Source organism: Pseudomonas sp. Q12-87, from assembly GCF_001269755.1.
In the GTDB taxonomy this organism is placed as follows: domain Bacteria; phylum Pseudomonadota; class Gammaproteobacteria; order Pseudomonadales; family Pseudomonadaceae; genus Aquipseudomonas; species Aquipseudomonas fluorescens_S.
Genome location: NZ_LHVI01000022.1, coordinates 94,864 through 119,733 on the forward strand (window position 1 = coordinate 94,864; position 24,870 = coordinate 119,733).

General features: G+C 59.7%; 16 protein-coding genes and 3 pseudogenes. 10 read left to right on the forward strand and 9 right to left on the reverse strand.

Going from position 1 to position 24,870, the window contains the following annotated elements; genetic code table 11:
• Positions 1–27 precede the first annotated feature (27 nt).
• The 3 genes from AD663_RS15910 to AD663_RS15920 all read left to right on the forward strand — a co-directional run bounded on the left by AD663_RS15910 (position 28) and on the right by AD663_RS15920 (position 2,258).
• The gene (locus tag AD663_RS15910; RefSeq protein WP_003182608.1) at positions 28–672 is read left to right on the forward strand and encodes a DJ-1/PfpI family protein; all 645 of its coding nucleotides are present in this window, start codon (positions 28–30) and stop codon (positions 670–672) included.
• 21 nt (positions 673–693) lie between these two features.
• On the forward strand, positions 694–1,221 hold the full coding sequence (locus tag AD663_RS15915; protein ID WP_033046107.1) for a DUF2867 domain-containing protein: 528 nt from the start codon (positions 694–696) through the stop codon (positions 1,219–1,221).
• Between the two features lie 203 nt (positions 1,222–1,424).
• Positions 1,425–2,258, forward strand: coding sequence for a hypothetical protein (locus AD663_RS15920; RefSeq protein WP_033046108.1), 834 nt, complete (start codon positions 1,425–1,427; stop codon positions 2,256–2,258).
• A 46-nt stretch (positions 2,259–2,304) separates the two neighbouring features.
• Here AD663_RS15920 and AD663_RS15925 read toward each other — a convergent pair whose 3' ends face one another.
• The 3 genes and pseudogenes from AD663_RS15925 to AD663_RS15935 all read right to left on the reverse strand — a co-directional run.
• On the reverse strand, positions 2,305–3,045 hold the full coding sequence (locus tag AD663_RS15925; RefSeq protein WP_256217220.1) for a dimethylsulfonioproprionate lyase family protein: 741 nt from the start codon (positions 3,043–3,045) through the stop codon (positions 2,305–2,307).
• A gap of 79 nt (positions 3,046–3,124) precedes the next feature.
• The gene (locus AD663_RS15930) at positions 3,125–4,024 is read right to left on the reverse strand and encodes a glycine betaine ABC transporter substrate-binding protein (RefSeq protein ID WP_053214113.1); all 900 of its coding nucleotides are present in this window, start codon (positions 4,022–4,024) and stop codon (positions 3,125–3,127) included.
• Positions 4,025–4,284: 260 nt separating this feature from the next.
• Positions 4,285–4,692 (reverse strand): annotated as a pseudogene (locus AD663_RS15935) (electron transfer flavoprotein subunit beta/FixA family protein); the annotation flags it as partial.
• A gap of 209 nt (positions 4,693–4,901) precedes the next feature.
• Between AD663_RS15935 and AD663_RS15940 the strand changes: the two are divergent.
• The gene (locus AD663_RS15940; protein ID WP_053214114.1) at positions 4,902–6,938 is read left to right on the forward strand and encodes an NADH:flavin oxidoreductase; all 2,037 of its coding nucleotides are present in this window, start codon (positions 4,902–4,904) and stop codon (positions 6,936–6,938) included.
• Positions 6,939–6,996: 58 nt separating this feature from the next.
• On the opposite strand, the gene AD663_RS15945 is transcribed toward AD663_RS15940, so the two are convergent.
• Both AD663_RS15945 and AD663_RS15950 read right to left on the reverse strand, forming a co-directional pair.
• The gene (locus tag AD663_RS15945; protein WP_053214115.1) at positions 6,997–7,782 is read right to left on the reverse strand and encodes a pyrroline-5-carboxylate reductase; all 786 of its coding nucleotides are present in this window, start codon (positions 7,780–7,782) and stop codon (positions 6,997–6,999) included.
• Complete coding sequence (locus tag AD663_RS15950; RefSeq protein ID WP_003182619.1) at positions 7,772–8,476, reverse strand: TetR/AcrR family transcriptional regulator; 705 nt, start codon at positions 8,474–8,476, stop codon at positions 7,772–7,774. The genes AD663_RS15945 and AD663_RS15950 overlap by 11 nt, the downstream gene beginning before the upstream one ends.
• A gap of 44 nt (positions 8,477–8,520) precedes the next feature.
• Here AD663_RS15950 and AD663_RS28920 point away from each other — a divergent pair, with 44 nt between their 5' ends.
• Positions 8,521–8,799, forward strand: a complete 279-nt coding sequence (locus AD663_RS28920; RefSeq protein WP_157062719.1) for a hypothetical protein — start codon at positions 8,521–8,523, stop codon at positions 8,797–8,799.
• Between the two features lie 272 nt (positions 8,800–9,071).
• Here AD663_RS28920 and AD663_RS15955 read toward each other — a convergent pair whose 3' ends face one another.
• Complete coding sequence (locus AD663_RS15955; RefSeq protein WP_003182632.1) at positions 9,072–10,055, reverse strand: lipase; 984 nt, start codon at positions 10,053–10,055, stop codon at positions 9,072–9,074.
• A gap of 408 nt (positions 10,056–10,463) precedes the next feature.
• Between AD663_RS15955 and AD663_RS15960 the strand changes: the two genes are divergently transcribed.
• Complete coding sequence (locus tag AD663_RS15960) at positions 10,464–12,116, forward strand: hypothetical protein (protein WP_053214116.1); 1,653 nt, start codon at positions 10,464–10,466, stop codon at positions 12,114–12,116.
• A gap of 225 nt (positions 12,117–12,341) precedes the next feature.
• On the opposite strand, the pseudogene AD663_RS28435 reads toward AD663_RS15960, so the two are convergent.
• A pseudogene (locus tag AD663_RS28435) lies at positions 12,342–12,479 on the reverse strand (hydrolase); the annotation flags it as partial.
• Here AD663_RS28435 and AD663_RS15965 point away from each other — a divergent pair.
• Positions 12,472–12,753, forward strand: a pseudogene (locus tag AD663_RS15965) (LysR substrate-binding domain-containing protein); the annotation flags it as partial. The pseudogenes AD663_RS28435 and AD663_RS15965 sit on opposite strands and share 8 nt — an antisense overlap.
• A 102-nt stretch (positions 12,754–12,855) precedes the next feature.
• Complete coding sequence (gene alaE / locus AD663_RS15970; protein WP_003182639.1) at positions 12,856–13,056, forward strand: L-alanine exporter AlaE; 201 nt, start codon at positions 12,856–12,858, stop codon at positions 13,054–13,056.
• Between the two features lie 46 nt (positions 13,057–13,102).
• Here alaE and AD663_RS15975 read toward each other — a convergent pair whose 3' ends face one another.
• The gene (locus AD663_RS15975; RefSeq protein WP_053214118.1) at positions 13,103–14,503 is read right to left on the reverse strand and encodes a diaminobutyrate--2-oxoglutarate transaminase; all 1,401 of its coding nucleotides are present in this window, start codon (positions 14,501–14,503) and stop codon (positions 13,103–13,105) included.
• A gap of 23 nt (positions 14,504–14,526) precedes the next feature.
• A complete protein-coding gene (locus AD663_RS15980) occupies positions 14,527–14,742 on the reverse strand; it encodes an MbtH family NRPS accessory protein (RefSeq protein ID WP_003182643.1) in 216 nt (71 codons plus the stop codon).
• 201 nt (positions 14,743–14,943) lie between these two features.
• Between AD663_RS15980 and AD663_RS15985 the strand changes: the two genes are divergently transcribed.
• Positions 14,944–15,930, forward strand: coding sequence for a TauD/TfdA family dioxygenase (locus AD663_RS15985; RefSeq protein ID WP_053214119.1), 987 nt, complete (start codon positions 14,944–14,946; stop codon positions 15,928–15,930).
• Position 15,931: 1 nt separating this feature from the next.
• Positions 15,932–24,868 (forward strand): non-ribosomal peptide synthetase, encoded by an 8,937-nt coding sequence (locus AD663_RS15990; protein WP_053214120.1) that lies wholly within the window; start codon positions 15,932–15,934, stop codon positions 24,866–24,868.
• The last annotated feature ends 2 nt before the right edge of the window (positions 24,869–24,870 follow it).

Consider the following 24,870-nt stretch of genomic DNA (forward strand, 5'->3'; position numbering starts at 1 on the left):
ACGCCAGCACGTCTCATGGAGCTCGCCTTGAAGAAAATCGTTCTGGTTGCTTTCGACCAATTCACCGATATCGACCTATTCCTGATGTGGGACATTCTAGGCCGCAACACCGAAGACTGGCACGTCCGGATATTAGGTGCCAGCGCTATCGTGCGATCGGCGCACGGCCTGCCTGTTTCGGTGCACGGTCCGCTTTCCGAGGCCAATAGTGCCGATGCGGTATTGTTCGTCAGCGGCAAGGAAGGGATACCCGCCGCACTTGCCGCGCCAGATTTCCTGCCGTCATTTGAGCTTGACCCCAGGCGCCAGCGAATCGGCTCCATATGCGCCGGCGCCTTCATTCTCGAACGGCTTGGGCTGCTCAGCGGCCAGGCAACTACACACCCGGATGCACGATCGAACTTGCAAGCCTTGGGACTTAAATCCCTGGACCAGCCTCTTGTATGCCAGGGGAACGTTGCAACCGCAGGCGGATGCCTTTCGGCGCTCTATCTGGTGGGTTGGTTGGTTGAATCCTGGTTCGGTGCCCAAAAGCGCCGAGCGACGTTGCTCCCGGTTCTGCCAGCTGGGCAGCAAGCGCTCTATGATGCCTTGATCGGGCTCAGCATCCGACAAGGAGAAGTGGGCGCCGCCCAACAAGAAACGCGACATGGCATGTCGTCAAATTGGTAATTGGAACTCAGGAGATCCCCAATGCCCCGAGAATTTGAGCTTATTATGGCCGTGCCAGTCCCCTCGAGGTCCGGCATCACCCACCTCTACAAGTCGATGAACCTGGCAGACGCCTTTGCGATTCGCCTCCCTGCGGGCACATCCAGCAATCCAGATCTGCTGGCTCGATTCATCCTTTCCCACCAGCCATCCTGGATCGGATGGCTCATGCAAGTCCGAGACACGATGGTTGCCTGTTTGGGTCTCAAGACAGCCAGGCATCTGGCAACCCTTGCTGATCGGGTGGGTATCTTCAAGGTCTACAGCACAAACCAGACTGAAATCGTTTTGGGAGAGGACGATAAGCACCTCGATTTCCGGATTTCGGTCCTATGTTCTGGAGAGGCAGAACCCGAAGGCAGTCGCCAACTGGTTTTTTCAACCGTGGTCCACTGCCACAACCGTCTAGGCCGGGCCTACATTTTCGTTATTGCCCCATTTCACCGTTTGGTAGTAAAGGCCAGCCTGCTGCGTGCAGCGCGCGTCGGTTGGCCGCTGGCTTCGTTGTAAGCCTACGCCCACTCTGCACACCGCCTGTCCGACCCAACAGGCGTGTGCCGAGCGAGCAATCGCCAGCCCGGCTACCTCCTCCAGGCCAACGGGCAATACTGCAACTATCATCTATGCTTTCATCTTCGGCTCGGGCGTCATCTACGAGCGCCCCCATTCATATGCAGCCCTTACAATCGAATAGCAACAGCCAAGGAGGCAGTATGCTCGCTCGCTTCTCGACCGAACTCCAGACCCGAGAGGAGCTTGATGCCAAGCAGGCAGATTCCATGGACTGTGGCATCACCTCCCCACCAAGCCATGCATTGAGCCCCAAGTTCAACATTGTCTGTCAGCAGAAACCATTCAAAGGCTGGTCAGCCCATGTGCAAATCCTGCAAAGAGCCTACGAGGGCGACAATGAGGCCTACCATCTGGCACCGGGCTTTTATCCCACCGGCTTGATGATTTCCGGCGGCGTCACGAACTATGTCCCAGGGGCAGGCAACCGACAGATTTATGTGGAAATCGACGCTGCGCACTCTGTGGATGGGCGCGATGCCGAGCAAGAGCACTGTCGGGATATTCTGCACGCCTACGCCATTACGTTGAAAGCCATGCAAGATGCTCTGGACAGCGCGAAAGCCAAGGGCCCCTATTTCGGGGACAACCGCGAAAAGGCCGTGCGAGCCACGAAAAACGCCATCCTCACGGGCCTGCATCCGAAGCTTCAAGGGATCGTCCGCTCCTGTGTAATCGACAATTGGGGAGTGAAGATTCCAGAGTTCGAAGCCAAGCTCCGGCAGCTCTACCTGGACACATGCAACCTCACACAACAGCGCGACACCAATGGCTGGCACACCCTCAAGCCGGACATGAACAACCCGTCCGGGAGTCTCTGGTCATGGACCGAATACGCCGCCGAACACCTGATGCCTTCCGACCTGCACGCACTCATGCTGGGAGAGGTCAAGGACATCCGAAAACTTATGAGAGGTCCGCAATTTTCGGTGAATACAACGTCCAGTCAGCAGCTGATCATACTAGTCGCTCCCTGACACTGACATCCTGCCATAGGTCTCGCTGATTGGTCTGTGTTACGAGTCACTCGTGCATCAACCCCCACACCGCTAACAATGGAACCTGCGTCGATTTCATCGCGTGGATACAAGATGGCGGATTGAAGACCACGCCTCCCGCGCCAGGACTCCACCAGCCCACGTCCTCCCGATACCAGTCGCCCGGCGAAAGAACGAGATAGAACTCGGCTGGAGGGTGTTGGTGATAGGGGTAGCGGGTCTCAGGCATCATCAGCGCCAACCCCAAGGTCAACGTGGAACACTCAAATAGCGCTCCAGGGCCGGCGACCATGCCGTGGCGATGCCGCTCCACGAAAGCGCTGTCCTGGTCGGCCTGGGCTTGGCGGTTTATCCAGGGGAGATGGGGCCAGAGCATGCTCAGCGCAGCCAGTATCGATATCAGGTCATCATCGGTCCTGGGCGCAATGTCGAGCGCCTCGGATAAATGGCGCTCCAAACACCGGGGCAGCGCATTTGAAGTTTGCGCTGTCTTCCTGATGTTCCATTGAGCCGTACTTAGAGACGCAGCGTGTGCTAGCGCCTTATCGCAACCGCAGTTCGACAGGACGCTGTGAAGCGAACGCCTGAGCGACTCCGTACAACGGATAATTGCCTGATCCCATGATGGATCTTCAGTGCTGTTTGTCATCGCTATTGACCTCAGGGCAACCGCGGGTGAGCAGCCCTTCGCTTCGCAGAGGTGCATCACCCAGTCAATCGCTTCTTCAAGGGTAAAGCGACGATAAGCTGTGGTCTTCAAGGGCATCGCCTGAATGTCCGTTCGATGCATCTGATGCCCTTCATCAAGAGCATCAGATGGCAACACAACTATCGGATGACAGCCATTACTGGGACGGTGTCGCGGAGGCGGTCTGGCTGCCGAACATGGCCTCGAAGCGGGGCTTGTTGGCGGCGTAGTACTCTGCAACGACTTCGTCTGCCGAGCTGTCACGGGCGGACGACATCAACTTTTCAAGGTCGGCCTTGGGAATCTTGAAGTTGGCGAAAAACCGGGCGACATCAGGATGCTCGGCGCTGAAACCTTTGCGAGCAACCGCGTGAATTTGTTCGGCGCCCCCGAAAATCTGCTTCGGATCGTCGAGGTAGCGCAGCGGCCACTTGGCGAACATCCAGTGGGGACTCCAGGCGTTGATCAACGACCATTTGTCACGCTTGATGTTGCGATCCAGCTCGCTCAGCATTCCAGACTCTGAAGAAGCGACCATCTTGTAACCATCGAGCTTATATTCCTGGATGGCCTTTTCCGTGAGCTTGTATTGGCCGTTACCCACTTCCGAAGTGAGGATCTTGCCGCCGAGTTTCTCCCGCACCTCTGGTTTATTCAGATCCTCGACACTGGCGATCTCGCTGGTAGGAATAAACGTTGGCACCGCCATGCCGATCCGACCTTCATACAGCACGCCGAGGTCTTCGAGCTTGTCCTGGTATTTGTCATAGAACGCCTTGTGAGTGCTCGGCAGCCAGACCATCGGAATCAGGTCGATATTGCCGTTAGCCAGGGCCTGGAACTGAATGCCAATATCGGCGAGTACCAATTTGACCGGTTGCTTCAAGTGGTCGCGCAATGCCGTATCTGCCAGCTTTACAGCGATTTCCGTATCCGACCAATTCACCCATCCAATACGGATAGGCGTGGGTTCCTCGGCGTGAGCACTCAGGCTACCGGCGGCCATCGCCAGGGCTGCAAGCCAGCCGATACAAGTTTTACTGGATAACGTCATCATGATGCATCTCCGCGTACTGTATTAATAGTTATTGGCAGGGCAGCAGAAGAATTAACGTTCCCTCATCAAAGCAGAGTGCCATCGCCCTCCTCAAGGGATTTAATGTTATGCATGGATAAGTTCTAGTTATGCGAAAACCCTTCACGTATTTAGGTGTTTCGGCCCTCCTCCGCCATTTGGCGGAGCTTATAAATGTCAGCATTCACAATGCTTTTTCGAGCGCCGGCAAGGCCTCGAACAAATCCGCCAGTCACATGTAATCCGATCAACTGCGCGACCATTTGCCCGACCTGATTGTTTTCCTGGTCGATCGCCTGTTTGCCGAACAGGATCAATTGTGGCCTTTGCTGGTCGATCACTTTGCTCAGGTACTTGGCCACGTTGAGCGGTTCGAGTACCGCACTCGTCTCGACCAGCAGCGCGCGGTCCGCGCCGAGTGCCAAGGCCGTGCGCAGTTGTTCCTGGGCGGCCGACGTGCCCACCGAGACCACCACCACTTCGGATACCAGTCCCTTCTCCTTGAGGCGAATCGCCTCTTCCACCGCGATCTCGCAGAACGGGTTCAAGGCCATCTTCACGCCATTGAGCTCGACGTCTGAACCGTCGGCGTTCACCCGGACTTTCACATTCGGGTCGATGGCGCGCTTTACCGCAACGAGCACTTTCATAGTTCTTCGCACTGCCCCCCGGCACTTTGGATCAATGCGGGATGACCGACCGCACGAGCCGGCCCCCTGTTTCGACTGGATGGTAATCCTGGTTTTTCCGTCAAGCAAGAGAAATGTACACCTGTGTCCTAATCGTTGACACAAACGAACATTAAACATACTGTCATGTCAAAACCAAGCCTGATGTTCTGTTCCCGGAGCGCAACACCATGTCCAGCGACCCTCTGCTGCAACCCTATAAGATCAAGCACCTGACCCTCAAAAACCGGATCATGACCACCTCCCATGAGCCCGCGTATCCTGTCGACGGCATGCCCAAGGATCTATACCGCGCCTATCACGTCGAACGGGCAAAGGCCGGGGTCGCGCTGACCATGACCGCCGGCTCCGCCGCTGTCTCCCGTGACAGCCCTCCCGTGTTCAACAACGTGCTGGCGTACAAGGATGAAGTGGTCAGATGGATGAAGGACCTGACTGACGAATGCCACGAACATGGCGCGGCGGTGATGATTCAACTGACCCACCTGGGCCGGCGCACGCGCTGGGACAAAGCTGACTGGCTGCCGGTGGTCTCGCCTTCCCATCGTCGTGAAGCCTCTCATCGGTCCTTCCCGAAAAAGATGGAAGAATGGGACATCGATCGCATCATCAAAGACTACGTCGATGCCGCCGAACGCATGAAGGCGGCCGGGCTCGATGGCCTGGAGCTACAGGCCTACGGCCACCTCATGGATCAGTTCTGGTCGCCACTGACCAATGACCTCGACGGTCCCTACGGTGGCTCGCTGGAAAACAGGCTGCGCTTCACTTTCGATGTCCTGCGCGGCATCCGCCAGCGCTGCGGCGAAGATTTCCTGCTCGGGGTGCGCTACACCGGCGATGAAGACTTGCCCGGCGGCTTCGGTGCCAGTGACGGCCTCCAGATTTCTCACATGCTCAAGGACAGTGGGCTGGTGGACTTCCTCAACGTCGTGCGCGGGCACATCGATACCGATGCGGGCCTCACCGATGTGATTCCGATCCAGGGCATGCGTAACTCTCCGCACTTGGATTTTGCCGGCGAGATTCGCTCGGCCACCGGCTTCCCGACGTTCCATGCGGCCAAGATCCCGGACGTCGCCACGGCGCGTCACGCCATCGCCTCGGGCAAGGTGGACATGATCGGCATGACCCGGGCGCACATGACCGACCCGCACATCGTGCGCAAGATCATCGAAAAACGCGAAGAAGACATTCGCCCTTGTGTCGGCGCCAATTATTGTCTGGACCGTATCTACCAGGGCGGCGCGGCGTATTGCATCCACAACGCCGCCACCGGCCGCGAAACCACCATGCCCCACGACATCCCCAAGGCGCCGGCCAAGCGCAAGGTGGTGGTGATCGGCACCGGCCCGGCGGGCCTGGAGGCGGCGCGGGTCGCCGGTGAGCGCGGCCACGACGTCACGGTGTTCGAAGTCGCCGATCAGCCCGGCGGGCAAATCCGCTTGACCGCGTTGAGCGAGCGTCGTCGCGAGATGATCAGCATCATCGACTGGCGCATGGCGCAATGCGAACGACTGGGCGTGAAGTTCCACTTCAACACCTGGGCCGAGGCCGAGACGGTCATGGCGGAAAAACCAGACGTGGTGATCGTCGCCACAGGCGGCTTGCCGCACACCGAGGTACTCAAGCAGGGTAATGAACTGGTGGTGTCGACCTGGGACATCATTTCCGGCGACGTCAAGCCCGGCCAGAACGTGCTGATCTTCGACGATGCGGGCGACCACGCGGCGCTACAGGCCGCCGAGGTCATCGCCAACAGCGGTGCAAAACTGGAAATCGTCACGCCGGACCGGTCGTTTGCGCCGGAGGTGATGGCGATGAACCTGGTGCCTTACATGCGTAGCCTGCAAGACCTTAACGTCACCTTCACGGTCACCTATCGGGTCGATTCCGTAGAGAAGCGCGACGGCCAGTTGGTTGCCAACTTCGGTAGCGATTATGGCCAGGTGCACAAGCAGCGAGTGGTCGATCAGGTCGTGGTCAACCACGGCACCCTTCCCCTGGACGACTTGTACTTCGACCTGCGCCCGCACTCGAGCAACAACGGCGCGGTGGAGCAGCACGACCTGATCGCCGGGAAAACCCAGAATATCGTGACCAACCCTGAAGGCCGTTTCCAGTTGTTCCGGATCGGCGACGCGGTCTCAGCGCGTAATACCCATGCCGCCATCTATGACGCGCTACGGTTGCTCAAAGACATCTAAAGTCATGCCCCTGGCCTTATGGATCAGGGGTGTTTTTTATATTCAGCACGAGGCTTGATCAGGCTTGGAGCCCCTTGCGGGCCACCGCCGCCCCTTCCTGCAATGCCCTGCCGATCTGCTCTTCGAAATGACTGTGGCTCATCGCCTGCAAAGCGGCGGCCGTCACGCCCCGATAGGCCACCAAGGCATCGATCATCTGCTGAGCGTCATGGCTGGCCAACAATTGGCTGCTGTTTACCACGACGTTCTTCGCCGCAAGCTGTGCGATGTCAGAAGGAATGCCGGCAGCCATCGCCTGATTGGCCAGCGCAGTCATCAGCAAGGCAGGAAAAGCCGGACCGGTGCCTGAGAGCGCCGAAAGGTAATCGATAAAGTCCTCTTGCTGAACCTCAGCGGCTGTACCCACGCATTCGAACAGGCGTTGCACGAGGCTTTTCGTTGTCGCCTCTATCTTCCCAGCACAATACCAAGGCGTGAAGGACTGCTCGATTTCCACCGCCGCGTTGGGCATCGCCCGCACGACCGCCGAAGCCGAGGTCTGCGTCATGATCGTCTGCGCCTTGATCCCGGCCATCAGGGAGATAATTGTTTTGCCAGTCGCCTTGATGTTCAGGTTGGCGAAACGCTCGGGTCGAACCGCAAGGATCACGATGTCGCTGCGATCCACCAACGCCTGGTTATCCGTCACCAGGCAGGCACCTTGTTGCGCCAACGGATGACTGCCCGAGCGGTTGGAGATAACCAGGTTGCCCGCCTGCAGCAATGCCTTGGCCAGCATGGCCTTGGCGATCGCGCCGCCCAGCCAGCCGGTTCCGCCAATGATGCCCAGGGTTTCATGACTCATTGGCAGCGCCTTCGAACGTGTCCGTCAAGGGCACGAAAACCCCGGACTCGATTTCGGCGTAGCCGAACTTGCCGTAGAAACGATCCAGCTCGCGCTGCTTGGGGACTTTCCCGGTGAAAATGCTCACGTAATGGGGAATGCGCTGGAAGCGCACGGTGATCAACTCGGTGGTGTTCATGGTGATGTAGCCGATCTGGGTCAGATAGATCGTCCGGGCCCGCGCATCGGCACTCGGGCTATCGTAGCCAAAGCGCTTGAACATGTTCGCAAGAGCGGTCATCCGCTGTTCGTCCACAGTCGTGACCTCTTGGGCGACCTCAGCCGACTGCAACGCCCAGCTGCGTACCGCGAATTCGAATTGCGAGTCGAACAGCTGCGGATTGAGCCAGCACTCGAACACATTCAGGATCGCCTCGGAGATGCTTTCGGCATAACTTTCGCTTTGGCGAATCAAGCCACCCGTATTGGTCTCCCGCCAGCGAGAAAGCAGGGCCGCCAGCAGTTGTTCGCGATCCTCGAAGAACCAGTAGAAGCTGGTGCGTGACAAACCCAAGCGCTTGGCCAGAGGCATGACCCGAACCGAATCGATGCCCGACTCTTTGAGGGCCTCGTAGGCCGCTTCCAACCAGCCTTCTGGCGAGCCCCGCCAACCTGCGTCCTGGGCTTTGCCACGAGCCTTTCCTAACTGGGTCATCCTGCATACCTCTTTTCAATAATGCGCAACGCAAATGTACTTTGATGACCGATAAATGTACACCGAAGAACATTTTATTGACTCTTCTCCATTTCAATACCCTTGAGAACAAAATCATTAATGATAAAAACTCATGGGCCATTGACTTAAAATGGTTTGTCTACGAAGTGCACCTGGATAAATATCTCCCACAGGCAAAAGACTCAAACCCAAAAACAATAACGAGCCGCCATCATGAATCTAGCAGTGCACGCCTCAGACAAAGCGTCAACCGCTTCCGCCAGTGGTTGATGACCCATCTGGCGGAGACGGTCGACGCTTGAGAAACAGTCTTGAGTCGCGACCTAAGCTATTTCGAATCCAAGGGGTCTATTTTCTTGCCGAAGCAGCAAGAGATGTAACCAGGGATCAGGATGGTCTGGGTGATCTCATTGCCCTTCAGCGATTCGTTAGTCGAGAAAAAACACAAAAATTCGTGCGCTGATGCTTGAGCAGCGCACGGCCAATCTAACGGACGATCACTTACGGGCCTCTAGGGTCAGATTGAAGGGTGTTTCTGTCGCACGGCGCAGGTGTTTGAACCCAGCCTGCCCTACTAGCTGCCGAACGGCGGCATCGGTATATCGGCGGGCTGCAGGCCCACCAGTGTCATGTATTCATAGATGTGCTGATAACCGGTTTGAGACTTGTAGCTTGTGCAGTCGGGTTGGGGTTTCCCACAGAGCCGCAGCTCCATGTTCGCGCTGCCCATTCCCCATTGCGTATAGTTCAGGTTGTTATTCACAACCTTGTCTATGCCGGAACACACCGTGTTCCTTGTGTCTTTATCAATGGGATTGCTCTCATAAAGGGTCAGAGAGTAATCGAGAGACGTTGCGCACCACGCCATCGGAATAACATCCAGGGTGTTGTAGATACGCAGCGCATTACCGGCCATCTGCTTATTGAAATAGCTGGCGAAAAAGCCATCTCCCGCCGTGGGCGCAGCAAAGGTCTCGCAGAAGAAAGTGAAGCCCGGAAATTTGTCCTTCAGATAAAGCGCGAGCACTGACATGAGTGCACCGCCGAGGCTATGACCAACCAAACGGATGTTCGTCCCACTTTGCTGCTTTCCTAGAAAATCGCTCAGTGTGCCCTGAGAATTAGAGGCCGTCGTCAGTATCGCGTTAACACCATCCGCCGTTCCTTGGGCAATACTCGCCGCCCCCTGGTAGCCCGGAATAACGCTCTGCAACGGCACCATTGGGAAAATATCGAGATCGTCCACCTGATCCTTCAAAGAATCCGCGAGGGTCCCACTCGTCACCACGACGATGTCGTTCCCACTTCTCCCGCCGGTCAGCACCACGGTGATGTGCGCCGTGTACTCGCCATCCGTTACCAGCGCGGGGCCCCAAGCTACGGCATAGCCACCGCCTACCTTCGAGCCATTGAGGCGCGTAAGAATATTGTCTTTGACCTGGCTCGGCGTGGGGTTCTTGATGTCTTTCCAGGACTGCGAATACAACGCCGCATTATTGACCACGAAAGCATGTGTAAGACTGATTTGCCTTTGCAGAAGTGTGTCTGGGGTAGTCATGACTGCTCCTTGTCTCGAAGAAAGTTTTCAAAGGACCCAACGAAAACCTATGGCAGCCGTCGATCCTTCTGGGCCAGCAAGACCGAGTGTAGACGCAATTTTTTCAAGCGCGAGGGTGATGCCGCCTGCTGGGCTATTCCGGCCAGGCTTGCTGCCACATCAGCGGGTATTTGTCTGACTCACGCAAGGTGAGTTGGGCAGACGCTTACAGTGATGGGAATAAATTAATGAATTAACCGCTCTCCTTTTGGAACGTTTTTTCCACCACGGTCACTCAGGTTTAAGAATGTCGCCGCTCATAGCGTCCAGGTTGAGATGTGTCGAAGCGGGGAGTGATTTATGGGTGGGTGCGTAGGCCACCGGGATCGTTTGCATTCTTCTATCTGCCGATCACCAGAGGGTAATGCCATGGATACGATTAATGTAAGTGCAAGCCGCGAGCAGACGCGTGTACCTGATGAGCTACAGCACGATGCAGTGCAACAGGCCCCTCACTCTCCTAACCTCGGCGCTATCGGGTTAGCGATGAGCATGCGGCTTGAAAAACATTTCGAGGCTCACCTCGAAACAGACGCTGGCTCCGGTCAACCCGCTGCCCCGGCCTCAAGCGTGCGCAACACGGAGCTGAACGCCATTCGCGATGACCGTGCTCAACGGTTAGAGGCAGGAGGCTACAACGTCCATGACATGGAGAAGGCGGAGAAAAACGCAGCCAGAGCCGACAGACTGTTTGCGTCAATAAAGTCAGGTATGGGGGGAACGCCCTTTGCGGCGCTTACCGAGGCAGGTAATTTCAAGCCGTCCATCCTCCAGGTAGCGGGCCAGCATGCCAATACAGTACGCGAAGCGGCTATAGAGAACGCTATGTCATGCTTGTATGCCGGCATGGCTGATGCTGCCGGCAATAAGATGATTGCAGGCTTCAAGCCTGGTTATTACCTTAAACCCGATAGCGACACACTGCACCCGTCGCTGCAAGCATCGGTGGCGGAAAAGCTGCTGGCATTGGACAAAGGTCCATTGCGCAATGCCTTCGACGAAGCCAATAAATGGCTCACCGGGTTTGCCGTACGTAATACCGCAATGTACGCGTCGACGCTTGCCATGACGGCTGCTGGCAAAGAGAACCTGGATGCAATCCTGCAACCCGCCCTGCGTCCAGTCACGGCTATCATCGTGGGTATGGCAATTGAACATTACAATGTGAGCCGCGATCGCACGAACCATTTAGCTGATCCTGCAATGCTCTATGGTCGTCGAGATGCTGTACCTGAGGGGCAGGCTCATAAGCCTGTCGCTCAAGAGACCGAATGGCTGGATGACTTCGAGACTTTAAAGGATCTCGATGCCACTGCCCTGGTTAAGATGGTCTCCGCGCGCCTTGGTGAAGGCGCGGCTACGGCTCTGAATGCGGTCATCAGCGGCGACGCCTTGAAAGAGATAGCAGACCCGGTCAGTGTTGTAGGAAACGGTCTCCTGATTGGGGGGTTTTCTGCGATGGGCGCGGCTACAGCCGCCACAGCTAATTTAGCCAAGTCTAAGGAGCTGGGAAAAGTGGCGGCTACCGCAGCCTCGGAGGGTGTAAAAAATGTATTGGGTACTCTGGCTTTCGGGCTGTGGGCAGCTGGCGCCTCGCTAGGTGGGTCAGTGCCGAAAAAAGCCACTGCGGTGGTCGATGCCCATGTACCAAAAGCAATAGAAGGGAGCGCAGATGCAGTCGGCAGGGTGGCGGTCAAGGGCGGTGAGCTTGCGCTCAAGACATCGCTCGCCGGTGTCAAATTTGCCAAGGAGACAGCTGTTTCAGGGGCCAATCACACCAAACATGCAGCTCAAGCGGCAAAGGATGGAGTCACCAGCGCCGCTAGCGCCATTGGCACCACCTCTCAATCGACCTGGCACAAAAGCATTGGAGCTCTTAGGCAACGAACGGTGGACACTTCTCAAGGCCAAGCCATTCCGGGTCAGGACATACCCATGCAGCCGCTCGCAGTTACGCAGGGCCAAGCATCGTCCTCAGCGCCCATGCGCCCCCCTGCTCAGGATGATAGCGATATCGTGTAGCAGCGTTCCTCGGCGCTCATTGTAATTTTTCCTTAACCTTTGGATTTAGTTGGATCAGGGCTAGGAACATTACAGTCACCGACCTTTCGAAGGATGCCTTGCATATCTATGTAAGTCTGGCATCGCTGATCGCTGCCAGCCACATCACTCGAAAACCCATGGGCTCCTTCTAAATAAAGGCAGCGCCCGCTTTCGCGAGCGCCACCTTCATCAACTACCCGCTGATCAGGCCTTCTTGCCCGCCTCCTCCAGGGCCTTTTCAGCATTGAACCCGTCGAAGTTCGCAAACACGCCCATAAAGCCCGGCACGGTCACTTCGCGCGCCCAGTCGCGCTGCAGTTCGCAGTACATCTGCTTGCGCGTCGCGGTCCCACTCTCGTTCGGTCCGACTCATTTCGCGCCTGTACTGGCGGAAATGTTACGCCGCCATCCTCAGCTTCATATGCAGACCTGCTACAGCGATCGCTTCGTTGACCTCATCACCGAAGGGTACGATTGCGCAATCCGGGTGGGTTACCTCCATGACTCCAACTTGATCGCAAGGCGTATTGGCCCGGTCTACACCAAGCTCGTCGCGAGCCCTGACTACATCAAGGCGCACGGGGCACCCGCGACCGCAGGGCCGGTGTCACATCAGGATGAAGCCCTGAGGGCATTATCGTAGGGTTGGCTGAGGGAGCGACGGGCGTGAATCAAGGTCCAACGCTTTGTTTGTCCAAGCCAAGACAGGAGATGTGATTTGATTCGACGCCCGCAACAGTCAATGCGTCGAACTGCATTTTTTGCAGACACAACGGCGCTGATCCTGTTTTTCACAACCACCGGCATTATCAATGAACGCTTCATTGCCGGCATGACATGGGATCAGGTTCTTCATGCGCGCCTTCTGGGCGCAGCGTTGATGGTGCCCGTCGCGAGACCTATGGGTGGCTCAGCCTGATCGGACAGCACCGGTTATTTACCGGTGTTATCCGACCCAGCGCTCATCAACTCAGCGCATGATCCAACGCGATCTGGAACTTCTCCACCAGCAGATCGATCTCCGCCGCCTGGATCGTCAACGGCGGCAGGAACCGCACGACAGCCCCATGACGCCCACCCAGCTCAATAATGACGCCCTCTCGCAGACATTGGTGTTGGATGGCCTTCGCCATGACGCCGTTGGCCGGTGCGACACGTGCGCCCTCGGTCGCCGTCGAGACGATTTCGACGCCCACCATCAGGCCACGTCCGCGAACCTGCCCGATGCACGGGTAGTCGCGTTGCAGCTGCCGAAGTTGAGTCATCAAGCGCTCGCCCATGACCTCGGCGTGGGTCGCCAGGCCTTGTTCCTGGAGGTAGCGCAACGTCGCGGTGCCCGCAGCCATGGCCATCTGGTTGCCCCGGAAAGTACCGGCATGGGCCCCAGGTTTCCAGAGGTCCAAGGCTTCGCGGTAAACCATGACCGCCAGAGGAAGACCACCGCCGATGGCTTTGGAAAGGACCAGGATATCGGGCTCGATTCCCGCGTGTTCAAACGCGAACATCCGTCCGGTACGGCCTAATCCGGTCTGGACCTCATCGACAATCAACGCGACACCGTGCTGCCGAGTCAGTTTACGCAACCCCTGAAGCCAGCGCGCCGGCGCGGGAATCACGCCGCCTTCCCCCTGCACCACCTCAACCACCACCGCGGCGGGTGGAAGGACTCCTGACTCGGGGTCCGTCAATAATTGCTCGATGTAGCTCAGCCCCGCATCGATCCCCGCCTCGCCGCCGATACCGAATGGGCAGCGGTAATCATAGGGATACGGCAACACCTGCACGTCCGCCATCAGCGAGCCGGGCAATTGCTTGGGCCCCAGGTTGCCCATCAAGCTCAAGGCGCCCAGGGTCATGCCGTGATAACCACCGGAAAAACTGAAGATACCTTTGCGACCCGTCGCGATCTTCGCGAGCTTGAGGGCCGCTTCAATCCCGTCCGCCCCTGTCGGCCCACAGAATTGGATGCGCGCTTGCGCTGCGAATGCCGGCGGCAATGCCGCGAACAGCGCCTCGACAAACGCATCCTTGACCGGGGTGGTCAGGTCGAGTGTGTGCAAGGGCAAGCCGGAATCGAGTGTCGCTCGCATCGCGTCGATGGTCACCGGATGGTTGTGACCGAGCGCCAGTGTCCCGGCACCGGCCAGACAATCCATGAACACCTGGCCGCGCGTGTCCTGCACGTAGAGCCCATGGGCCTCCTTGAGGGCCAAAGGAATACGTCGTGGATAAGAGCGCGCATTGGATTCGCGTGCGGCCTGGCGTTCAAGCAAGTCGTCCGGCGTGAATTCACGCGGTGGCTGCTGACGGAAATGCTCGAGGGTGAAAATCGAACCGGACTCGGTCCAGCGATGAAGACTTTCCATGCGAATGTCCTTATAGGCGAGCGTCAGCGCTGTGGGGCGGCTTGCAGGGCCGTACGCAAACTGAGTGGGCGCATGTCCGTCCACTGCTCCTCGATCCAGGCCAGGCACTGGGCCTTGTTTCCCTGGTGGCCGGCCGCACGCCAGCCCTCGGGCAACGCCTTGTAATCCGGCCAGATCGAATACTGTTCCTCGTGATTGACCACCACGACAAAAGCGCTTTCAGGGTTATCCCAACTCATTTTTCATTTCCTTGTACGAGCGTTATCCAATAAAGCCTGAGGCCTGCGAGAGCGATGATTCTGGCAGCCAAAAACCAATAATGCGAATGTTAATAAATATTATTAACACCTGCATTGAGTATCGGATAGTATTTCTCGCCTCCAATAAACGCACTACAAAGTGGCGTTTCGACACATGACCAAAAAATGAGGGAACGATAGATGGGACGGGACGTCGGGCATTCATCAGGGTTATCCGTGCGCCCACTTCTGGTGCACAAAACGTTGCCATTGCTGGTTGAGCCGCTTGACCGCACACGTCCGTGCCTGAGCGAGCTCCACGGGCTGGTCGAGGACCACTTGCACGAGGCCGGCGCCCTGCTTCTGCGCGGGTTCGATGTGCTCGGGGAACATGCCTTCCAGGCGCTTGTCCGCGGTTTCGGCCATGAGTTGCTCACGTACGAGTTTGGCTCGACCCCGCGCAAAGCGATTGAGCCAGGCGTCTACACGTCGACCGAATACCCCGCCCATCAAACCATTCCCCTGCACAACGAGCAGTCCTACACCCTGCAATGGCCCATGAAGATCTGGTTCCACTGCGTCCAGCCGAGTGTCGAAGGTGGCGAAACGCCCATCGCCGACAGTCGTCGCATCTTTCAGCAGCTCGATCCCGCCTTGCGTCAGCGCTTCTCCGATAAGCGGCTGATGTACGTGCGCAATTATGGCAACGGCCTGGATCTGTCCTGGGAACAGGCCTTTAACACCGAGGACCGCGCAGTGGCTGAAGCCTACTGCCGGGCCAATCGCATTGCGTTCGAATGGAAGGACGACGGCGAATTGCGCACCCGCCAGATCTGCCAGGCCGTTGTCCGTCATCCTAGAACCCAGGCATGGGTCTGGTTCAACCAGGCGCACCTGTTCCACGTGTCCAATCTTGCCCCGGCGATCCGTGAAAGCCTCATGGCGGTGGTCGATGATGATCCGCTCGATCTGCCCCGTAATGTCTATTACGGCGACGGCAGCGAGCTGGAAGAAAGCGCCCTGGAGGACATTCGCGGGGTGCTGGCCGAGAACAGCGTTTATTTCCCCTGGGAAAAAGGCGACGTACTGATGCTCGACAACATGCTGGTTGCCCATGGGCGCGCCAGCTTCAAAGGGCCCCGACAAGTGATCGTCGCCATGGCCGAACCTGCCCAGGAGCAAAACTGACATGACGTCCACCCTCTTGCAGCCGGCCAGCCCCGGCCAACAGGCCCTATGGCAGTTTCACCAGCTCAACCCGAGCAGTCATGCCTACAACATGGTTGCCGCGCGCGAGCTGCGAGCAGACCTGGACGCCGCAGCGCTGTGCGCAGCCTTCGCGCGCATCGTCGAACACTGCGAAACGCTGCATTGCGGCTATCGGGAAGTCGAGGGGCAACTGTGGATGTCGCGCCCCGAGCAGATCAGGGTCAACGCAACCTGGGAGTGCCTCGACGACCTCGACACGGCGGGGGTCAAGGCGTGGATCGAACAGCATGCCGACCAGCCGTTCGATCTCGCCTCGGCAGACATCTGTCGCCTGCGCTTGCTGCGCAATCAGGGACGACTTTATTTATGCATGGCGGCGCACCACATCAGCGGCGACTTCCTCAGCGTTGAATGGATGCTCAAGCTGACCTTCGCCGCCTACCATGCCCAAACCACAGGCGAACCGCTGACCCTGCCAGAACCAGGCCTGTATTTCGAGTGGTTGAACGACCACCGAGGGATGCTCGAAGAGAGCAAAATCGCCGCCCTGGCCAGTTACTGGCAAGGGCAGCTCAGCGGGGCGCCCTCAGCCCTGGAACTGACACCGGACCGCCCTCGCTCACGCACGCCCAACTACGAAGGTGACGAATTCGAATACCTGCTCGATGAGCGCCAGAGCAGCCATTTGCGAACGATGGCCGACGCCCATGACGTCAGCCTGTTTGTGCTGCTGGCGGGGCTGTTCCAGGTGTTCCTGCATCGCTGCAGCGATCAAGACGACTTCCTGATCGGCACGCCGACCATGGATCGACACAAAGCCAAATACAAGAACCTGATGGGGTTTACCCTCAATAGCCTGCCGCTACGCGCGCGCTTCGAGCACAACCCGACCCTGGCCGATTGCTTGCGCGACGTCGCGCAACAAATGCGTGAAGGCTTGCGTCATCGCCGCTATCCATCGGTGCGCATGCAGGAACATCTCGGCAACGGCCCGTTGTTTCGCTGCATGCTGACCTACATGCCCAGCCGCCGCGATGATCAGTTCGGTGAATACAGCGTGCAAGAACACCTGTTCACCCAACGCGGCGCGGCCAACGACCTCAATCTGCGCTGGCAGGACGATGGCGTCCAATTGCTCGCGCAATGGCGTTTTCGCACTGACCTGTTCGATGCGCGGCGTATCGCCCGCCTGGCCGAAGATTTCGTCTGGTTTGCCGGTCAGGCCCAGCAGTTTCCCAACGTACGGGTCAGCGACCTGCCAGCCTGCCCACCGTCCGCTGCGTCCAGCTGCCAGGGCCCGAACAGCCAGCCAGCCTTTGCAACCGCTGTCGAAGCCTTCGAACATCAGGTACGCACGCACCCTGATCGAATCGCCCTGAGCGATGCCAACGGCTCACTGACCTACGCCCAACTGGACCAGGCAGCCCAAGCGCTGGCTCAACAGTTGCGTAGCGCCGGGACAGGCCCTGGCCAGATTGTCGCCCTGGCCCTGCCGCGGGGCCGCGCGTTGATGACGGCCATGCTGGCCAGCTGGAAACTGGGCGCGGCTTATCTATGCCTGGACCCGGCGCTGCCTGAATCACGACGCCAGCAGCTGCTTGATGACAGCGCCGCCAGCGTATTGATCGGCCCTGATCAAACCCTGCGTTGCCTGACCCAAGGCACGGGCAGCGCGGCGATAAGTCCGCGGTCCGCCCACCCTCGGCAACTGGCCTACCTGATCTATACCTCCGGTTCCACAGGCACGCCCAAAGCCGTGGGCGTCACCCAGGGCAACCTGATTCACTACGTCGATGGGGTGATGCGCAGTCTTGCGCTGAGCGAAGGCGCCAGCCTGACGGCCTTGGCCAGCGTGGCCGCGGACCTGGGCTACACCGCCTGGTTTGGCGCGTTGCTGACCGGCCGGACCCTGCGCCTGATCGACGAGCAACTGGCCGCTGACCCTGAAGAACTGGCGCAAAGCCTGGCCGCCGCGCCAGTCGATTGCCTGAAGATCGTGCCTTCGCACCTCAACGCCCTGCTCGCGGTTGCCGCCCCGGAACGCCTGCTCCCGCGCCAATGCCTGGTGCTGGGCGGTGAAGGCCTGGACCTGACGCTGGTCAAGCGCCTGCAGGCGTTGCTGCCAAGCTGCCGGATCATCAACCATTACGGCCCCACCGAAACCACCGTCGGTTGCCTGACCCAACCTGTGACAGGTGCCGAGGAGAGCCTTTCCGGATTCGCACCGATTGGCTCGCCACTGGCCAATGTCGATGTACACGTGCTCGATCGCTATCTGCATCCGATGCCACTGGGCAACGCCGGCGAGCTCTATATCGGTGGCCCTGGCGTTGCCGATGGATACCTGGGGCAGCCAGGTCTCACGGCACAGCGTTTCATCCCCAACCCGTTCAGCGGCGCGGGCGAACGCCTGTATCGCACCGGTGACCGCGCGCGACTGCTGCCTTCCGGCGCCGTGGAATTTCTTGGCCGCATCGATGATCAAGTCAAGATCCGCGGTTTTCGCGTCGAGCCAGGGGAAATCGAAGCCTGCCTCAAGGCCTGTGACGGCGTGCGCGAGGCCGTCGTCGTGGCGCGGACACTCGGCGACCAGGAGGCGACAAAACTGATTGCCTACCTGGTGCCGGACTCCGGGCTGGATCGCGAACAGCTGCGTCGACAACTGGCTGAGCAACTGCCCGAGCCGATGCTGCCGAGCCTGTACGTCGAGCTGAGCGAACTGCCGCGCCTTGCCAACGGCAAAGTCGACCGACACAACCTGCCCTCGCCACAACAGAGTCCGCGACAAGACACGCTTGAGGTTGCGCCTCGCGATCCGGTTGAAGCGCTGCTGATGACGCTGTGGTGCGAGGTACTCGGCAAACCCTCGCTGTCGATCCACGACGACTTCTTTGCCTTGGGTGGCGACTCGATCCTGGCGCTGCAATTAATTGCCGGCGCGCGCAAGGCGCAACTCAAGTTCACCCCGAAACATTTCTTCGCACACCCCACCATTGCACGACTGGCGGCCACGCTGGAGTCGCCACTCCGGGACCTGGAAGCGCAATTGCTCGCGCTCTGGACCGAGGTGCTGCAACGCCCTGACCTGGGCCGGGACGATGATTTCTTCGCTGTCGGTGGAGACTCGATCATCGCCCTGCAGTTGATTGCAAGGGCGCGTAAGCAAGGCCTGCGATTCAGCCCGAAAGAGCTTTTCGCCCACCCACGTATCGAAGCGCTGGCCAGCCTGCTCAGTCGCCGCGAACAGCCATTGGCCGCTGCGGCCCCTCAAGTGCCGGCAGAAAAACCACCGGCAGTATTCGCCCTCAGCCCAGTCGAGCGCAAAGCCCTCGACGTCCTGGCCGGGACCGAGCTGGAAGATGCCTATCCCTTGTCGCCGCTGCAAAAAGGGTTGCTGTTCCATAGCCTGCTGGAAGATGGCAACGGCGTTTATGTCAATCAGCTGCAAGCCGAGTTGCAAGGCCCGCTGGACCCCGAGCGCTACCTGGCGGCATGGCGCGATACCTTCGCCGCGCATCCGCTGATGCGGACCGGGATCCTCTGGCAAGGCCTGGAGGAACCGCTACAAGGGGTTTATCGCGACCTGCACTTGCCGGTACGACAACTGGACTGGAGCACCCTCGACGAACCCCAGCGCCAGCAGGCCATGGCCGATTATTGCCAGGCCGACCGTGCCCTGGGCTTCGATCCGCAGCGCCCGCCCTTGCAGCGCATCGCCCTCATCCGGCTCGACGAACGCCGCACCTGGCTGGTGTGGAGCCGCCATCACCTGATCGCCGATGGCTGGAGTTCGGTGATGTTGATGGAAGAAATACTTGCCCGCTACAACGGCCTGGCGGTCATCCGTCGCCCACCTTATCGTGACTACATCGACTGGCTTGCCGCGCAACCGGACACACAGAGCCAGGCTTACTGGCAGCAGCGCCTGGCAGGCTTCGAAGGTGCCGGCTCTCTGCCCGCCCTGGCCGTCGCCGAAAGCGCGGCGACCGCGCAGTACTACACCGCCGGCCTGCAACTGGACGAAGCCCAGACCACCCGGCTGAACGCACTGGGGAAAAACAACCGGGTCACCCTCAATACGCTGATACAAGCGGCCTGGGGCCTGCTGCTGGCGCGCCATAACAACCAGCCGGATGTCATGTTCGGTGTCACCAGCAGCGGACGGCCGGGCGACCTGCCGGACGCCGGGCAGATGCTCGGCGTGTTCATCAACACGCTGCCGCTGCGTTTGCAGGTCGACTCCGGGTTGACCTTGGGCGACTACCTGCATCAGGTCCAGGCGATCAGCGTCGCCATGCGCGAGCATGAGCAAACGCCACTGGCTGAAATCCTCCAGCAGCACCCACGGGGCGCTGGGCTGTTCGATACATTGCTGGTGTTCCAGAACCTGCCGGCCCTGGGCGAACGGCAACTGCAATCGGGCGATTTGACGCTCAAGATCATGGATAACCTTGAACAGACCAGCTACGGCCTCACGGTCGAAGCCTTGCCCGGACGCCGTCTGGAGGTGCTTTTCAGCGCCGACGCCCGACGCCTGCCGGTCGAATCGCTGCAGGGGCTGATCAATGATCTGCGTCGGCTCCTGCTCGCCATGGACACCGCACCGGACACCCGTCTCGAACAGTTGTCGATCCTGACCACGGACGAGCGTGCCCGCCTGCTTGACTGGGGAACCCATCGGGCCGACTACAGCCTTGACGACACCTGGGAGCAACGGGTGGCCATGCAAGTCGCCCTCCACCCCGAGCGCTTGGTTACACGTTGTGCTGATCAGTGCCTGACCTATGCCCAACTCTGGCAACGCTCGGAAGTCCTGGCTCGCGGCCTTCAGGCATTGGGTGCGCAACCTGACCAGCCGATTGCCTTGCTCGCCGACCGGGGCCTCGACTGGTTGTGCCTGATGGTCGCGACCCTGCGTGCAGGCTATGCCTGGCTAGCGCTGGAACCGTCCCAGCCGCCGGCACGCTGGCAGCAGGTGCTGGCGCGGCTACAGCAGCCTTTGGTGATCAGCACCCCCGATTACGCAGAGCGCCTGATCTCGGTCTACCAAGGCAAGCACGCCTCGCCAGGCGACCTGGTGGAAATGAGCAGCCTCGGGCGTCTGCCGCACCAAGCGGCACGTCAGGACCAACTGGCCTATGTGCTGTTCACCTCGGGCTCCACCGGTCAGCCCAAAGGCGTGATGGTCACGCGCGCCGGCATGCTCAACAACATGCTGGCCAAGCTGGAACCCCTGGGTCTGAACCAGAACGATGTGATTGCCCAGACCGCACCGGCCTGCTTTGACATTTCTGTCTGGCAAGCACTCACCGCCCCGTTGTTCGGCGCTTGCGTGGAGATCATCGGCGACAGCGTCGTACGCGATCCCCAGGCATTGCTCCAAGTCCTTCGTACGCGCCAGGTCAGCCTGTTCGAGCCGGTCCCGGCGTTGTTGCAGGCGATGCTGGAAAGCCAGGCCGACCAACCGGTGCCATTGCCGGATTTGCGCTGGGTACTGCCCACCGGCGAAGCCCTGCCGGTGGCAACCACGCAGCAATGGTTCAGCCATTACCCGCACATTCCCCTGATGAACGCCTACGGTCCGGCAGAGTGTTCGGATGACGTGGCCTTCCAGCCCTTGCGCACCGCACCCGATCAAGGCACCAGCGTCGCGATCGGCCGGCCCACGGCCAATGCCGAACTGTACGTTCTGGGCCACGACCTGCAACCACTGCCCAGCGGCGTCGTCGGAGAGTTGGCCATCGGCGGCATCGGCGTCAGTCGCGGCTATCTGGCGGACCCGTCGCGCACCGCCGCCAGCTTCATTCCCAACCCGTTCGGCGAGGCCGGCAGTCGTCTTTACCTGAGCGGCGATCTGGCGCGCTGGGGCGATGACGGCGTGTTGCAGTATTTCGGACGCAAGGATTTCCAGCTCAAGCTGCGCGGCTTCCGCATCGAACCTGGGGAAATCGAAGCGCATCTGGAACGTCACCCGGACATCCTTCGCGCCATGGTCAGCCTGCAACGGCTGGGCAGCAGCGAGATGCTGGTGGGCTACTGGCAGGGTCGTCACGGACACGCACTCACCGATGCCGCGCTGACGCAGTTCGTCCTGGAGGGTTTACCCGCTTACATGGTGCCCTCCCTGTGGGTGCAGATGGACAGCTGGCCACAGAACGCCAACGGCAAAATCGATCGCAAGGCCTTGCCGGCCCCCACGCTGCACAACGCCGAGATCGATCCTCCGCGCAGCGCCAACGAACACTTGCTGGCCGAGCTATGGGCGACATTGCTGCCGCCCCAGGCGCTGGGACGCAACAGTCACTTCTTTGAAGCCGGTGGGCATTCACTCCTGGCGACCCGCCTGATCGCCCGCATTCGCCAACGTTGCGGCCTGGAACTGGCGCTGCGCAGTGTTTTCGATGCGCCGCTGCTGTGGCAACAGGCGCAGTGCCTGGACGTTCTCTCGACTCAACCGGCCAAGACCGCCAGCGCGCCCGAGCTGCGACCCATCGAGCGCCAGCAACACATGTCCCTGTCCCTGAGCCAACACCGCCTGTGGATGATCGATCGCCTGCATGGGCCATCCGCGGCCTACAACATGGCCGCCACCCTCAGCCTGCAAGGTTCACTGGACATCAGCGTCCTGCGCGCCACGTTCAATGTGCTGTTGAACCGTCACGAGGTCCTGCGCACCGCCTACTCGGACATCAATGGCGAACCGGTTTCGCTGATCGCAGCGCACCTCGACATGGAGCTGCCGCTGCGCGATGTCTCCCACCTCGACGCCGAACAACGCCAAGCTGTGGCTGATCAGGAGAGCCTGGACAACTTGCGCCTTCCCTTCGATCTGGCACAGGCACCCTTGATCCGGGCGCGAGTACTCAAGCTCGACGAGCGTCAGCATCTGTTATTCCTGAGCTTGCACCATATGGTCGCCGACGGCTGGTCGGTCGGCGTACTGATCAATGAACTGAGCCATGTCTATACCGCGCTCCATACCGGCACCCGTGCGCAACTGATGCCGTTGCCCGTGCAATACGCCGACTATGCACACTGGCAGCGTGAGTGCCTGCAAGGTCCAGGCCTCGATAAAGCAGTGGGCTTCTGGCAGCAGCAATTGCGCGGAGCGCCACAGGTCCTCGCGCTGCCGACCGATTGGCCGCGCCCGGCCCAAGCCGATGCGCGGGGCGCCGCCAAGGCCCTGGAAATACCCGCGCCGCTGCTGGCACGCCTCGAGGCACTGGCACTGGTCGAAGGGGTCACCCTGTATATGGTGCTGCTCAGCACTTTCGAAATGCTGCTGCATCAGGTGACGGGCAATGATGAGTTGTTGCTGGGCACCGACGTCGCCGGTCGCGACAACGCCAACCTGGAAGGTCTGATCGGCTTCTTCGTCAATGTCCTGCCGCTGCGCTCGCGTCGAACCGGTGACCAGCGCTTCAGGGATTTCCTGGCCCGTACCCGGGATACCTGCCTGCAAGCCTTCGAACATCAGGCGCTGCCGTTCGACCGTATTGTCGAAGCCTTGCAAGTGCCTCGCGAACGCAGCCGTAACCCGTTGGTGCAAGCCTTGTTCGTCCTGCAGAACACGCCCCCGGCCGACTTTGCCATTCCCGGTCTGGAGGTGCGCGTGCAGCCACCGGCGGAGCGCACCAGCAAGTTCGACATGGCGTTGTTCCTCGAGCGCCAGGGCGATGTCATGCGCGGTGATTGGGTCTACGCCCGCGCACTGTTCAAGGGCGAACGTATCGAGGCCTTGATCAGCGCCTGGCTGAGCCTGCTGCAACAGGTCGTCGAGCAACCCCACGCCGCGCTTGCTCATTTCACCCTCACATTGCCCTCTGTGGAGTCGTCCGCCTTGGCTCATTCGCCCGTGCCGTCGAGCAAGCTCGACAAACTGAAAAAAATGCCGACCCGCGCCACGGCGGCGCCCAAGCCGCTGATCCGCACCGCGCCATTACTGCCGGGACAGGAATTTCCCTTCATGATCGAACCCTGCGTACCCGACCTGGATCCGGTGGGATGGGCACAAGGCTCGCGGGACCTCATCGACACCCTGCTGTGCAAGCACGCCGGGCTCCTGTTTCGCGGCTTTGCCCTGGACGACGCCAAGGCCTTCGAAGCGTTCGCCGAGGCCATCCACCCTGGCCTGTTCGGCGGCTATGGCGACCTGCCGAAGAAGGAAGGCGGACGCAATATCTACCGGTCCACGCCTTATCCGGAGCGGGAGATGATCCTGTTCCATAACGAGAGCTCGCATTTGCCCCGCTCTCCGCGCAAACAATGGTTTTTTTGTGAACAGCCTTCGCCTGTAGGGGGCGCGACGCCTATCGTCGACTGCCGCGAACTGTATCGCCGCTTGCCGACCGCACTGGCCGAAAGGTTCGAAAGCAAAGGGCTGCTTTACGTGCGCACGTTCACCGAGCGCCTCGATGTCAGCTGGCGAGCGTTTTTCAAGACCGAGAACCGCGACGAGGTCGAGGCCCTGTGCCGGGCCAGCGGCACCGAGTTCAGCTGGTTGGCCAATGATGAGCTGCAAACCCGTACCCGTTGCCCGGCTGTGATCCGTCACCCCTTGAGCGGCGAGCGCAGCTTCTTCAACCAGATTCAATTGCACCACACCTTTTGCCTGGACCCTCAGGTACGCGAAGACTTGCTGCGAATGGTCGGCCCGGAACGTATGCCGCGCCAAGTGTATTTCGGTGATGGCAGCCCCATCGACCCTGAAACGATGGCGCTGATAGGTCGTCTCTACGAAGCCTGCGCGGTGCGTTTCGACTGGCAACAGGGCGATGTGATCATGCTCGATAACTTGCTGGCCGCCCACGCCCGTGATCCCTTCGAGGGCCCGCGAAAAATTGTCGTCGCCATGGGCGATCTGCATGAGCCGGCCCGCCTGGCCGGTCACAACAACGCAATGGAACTGCAGGATTGACC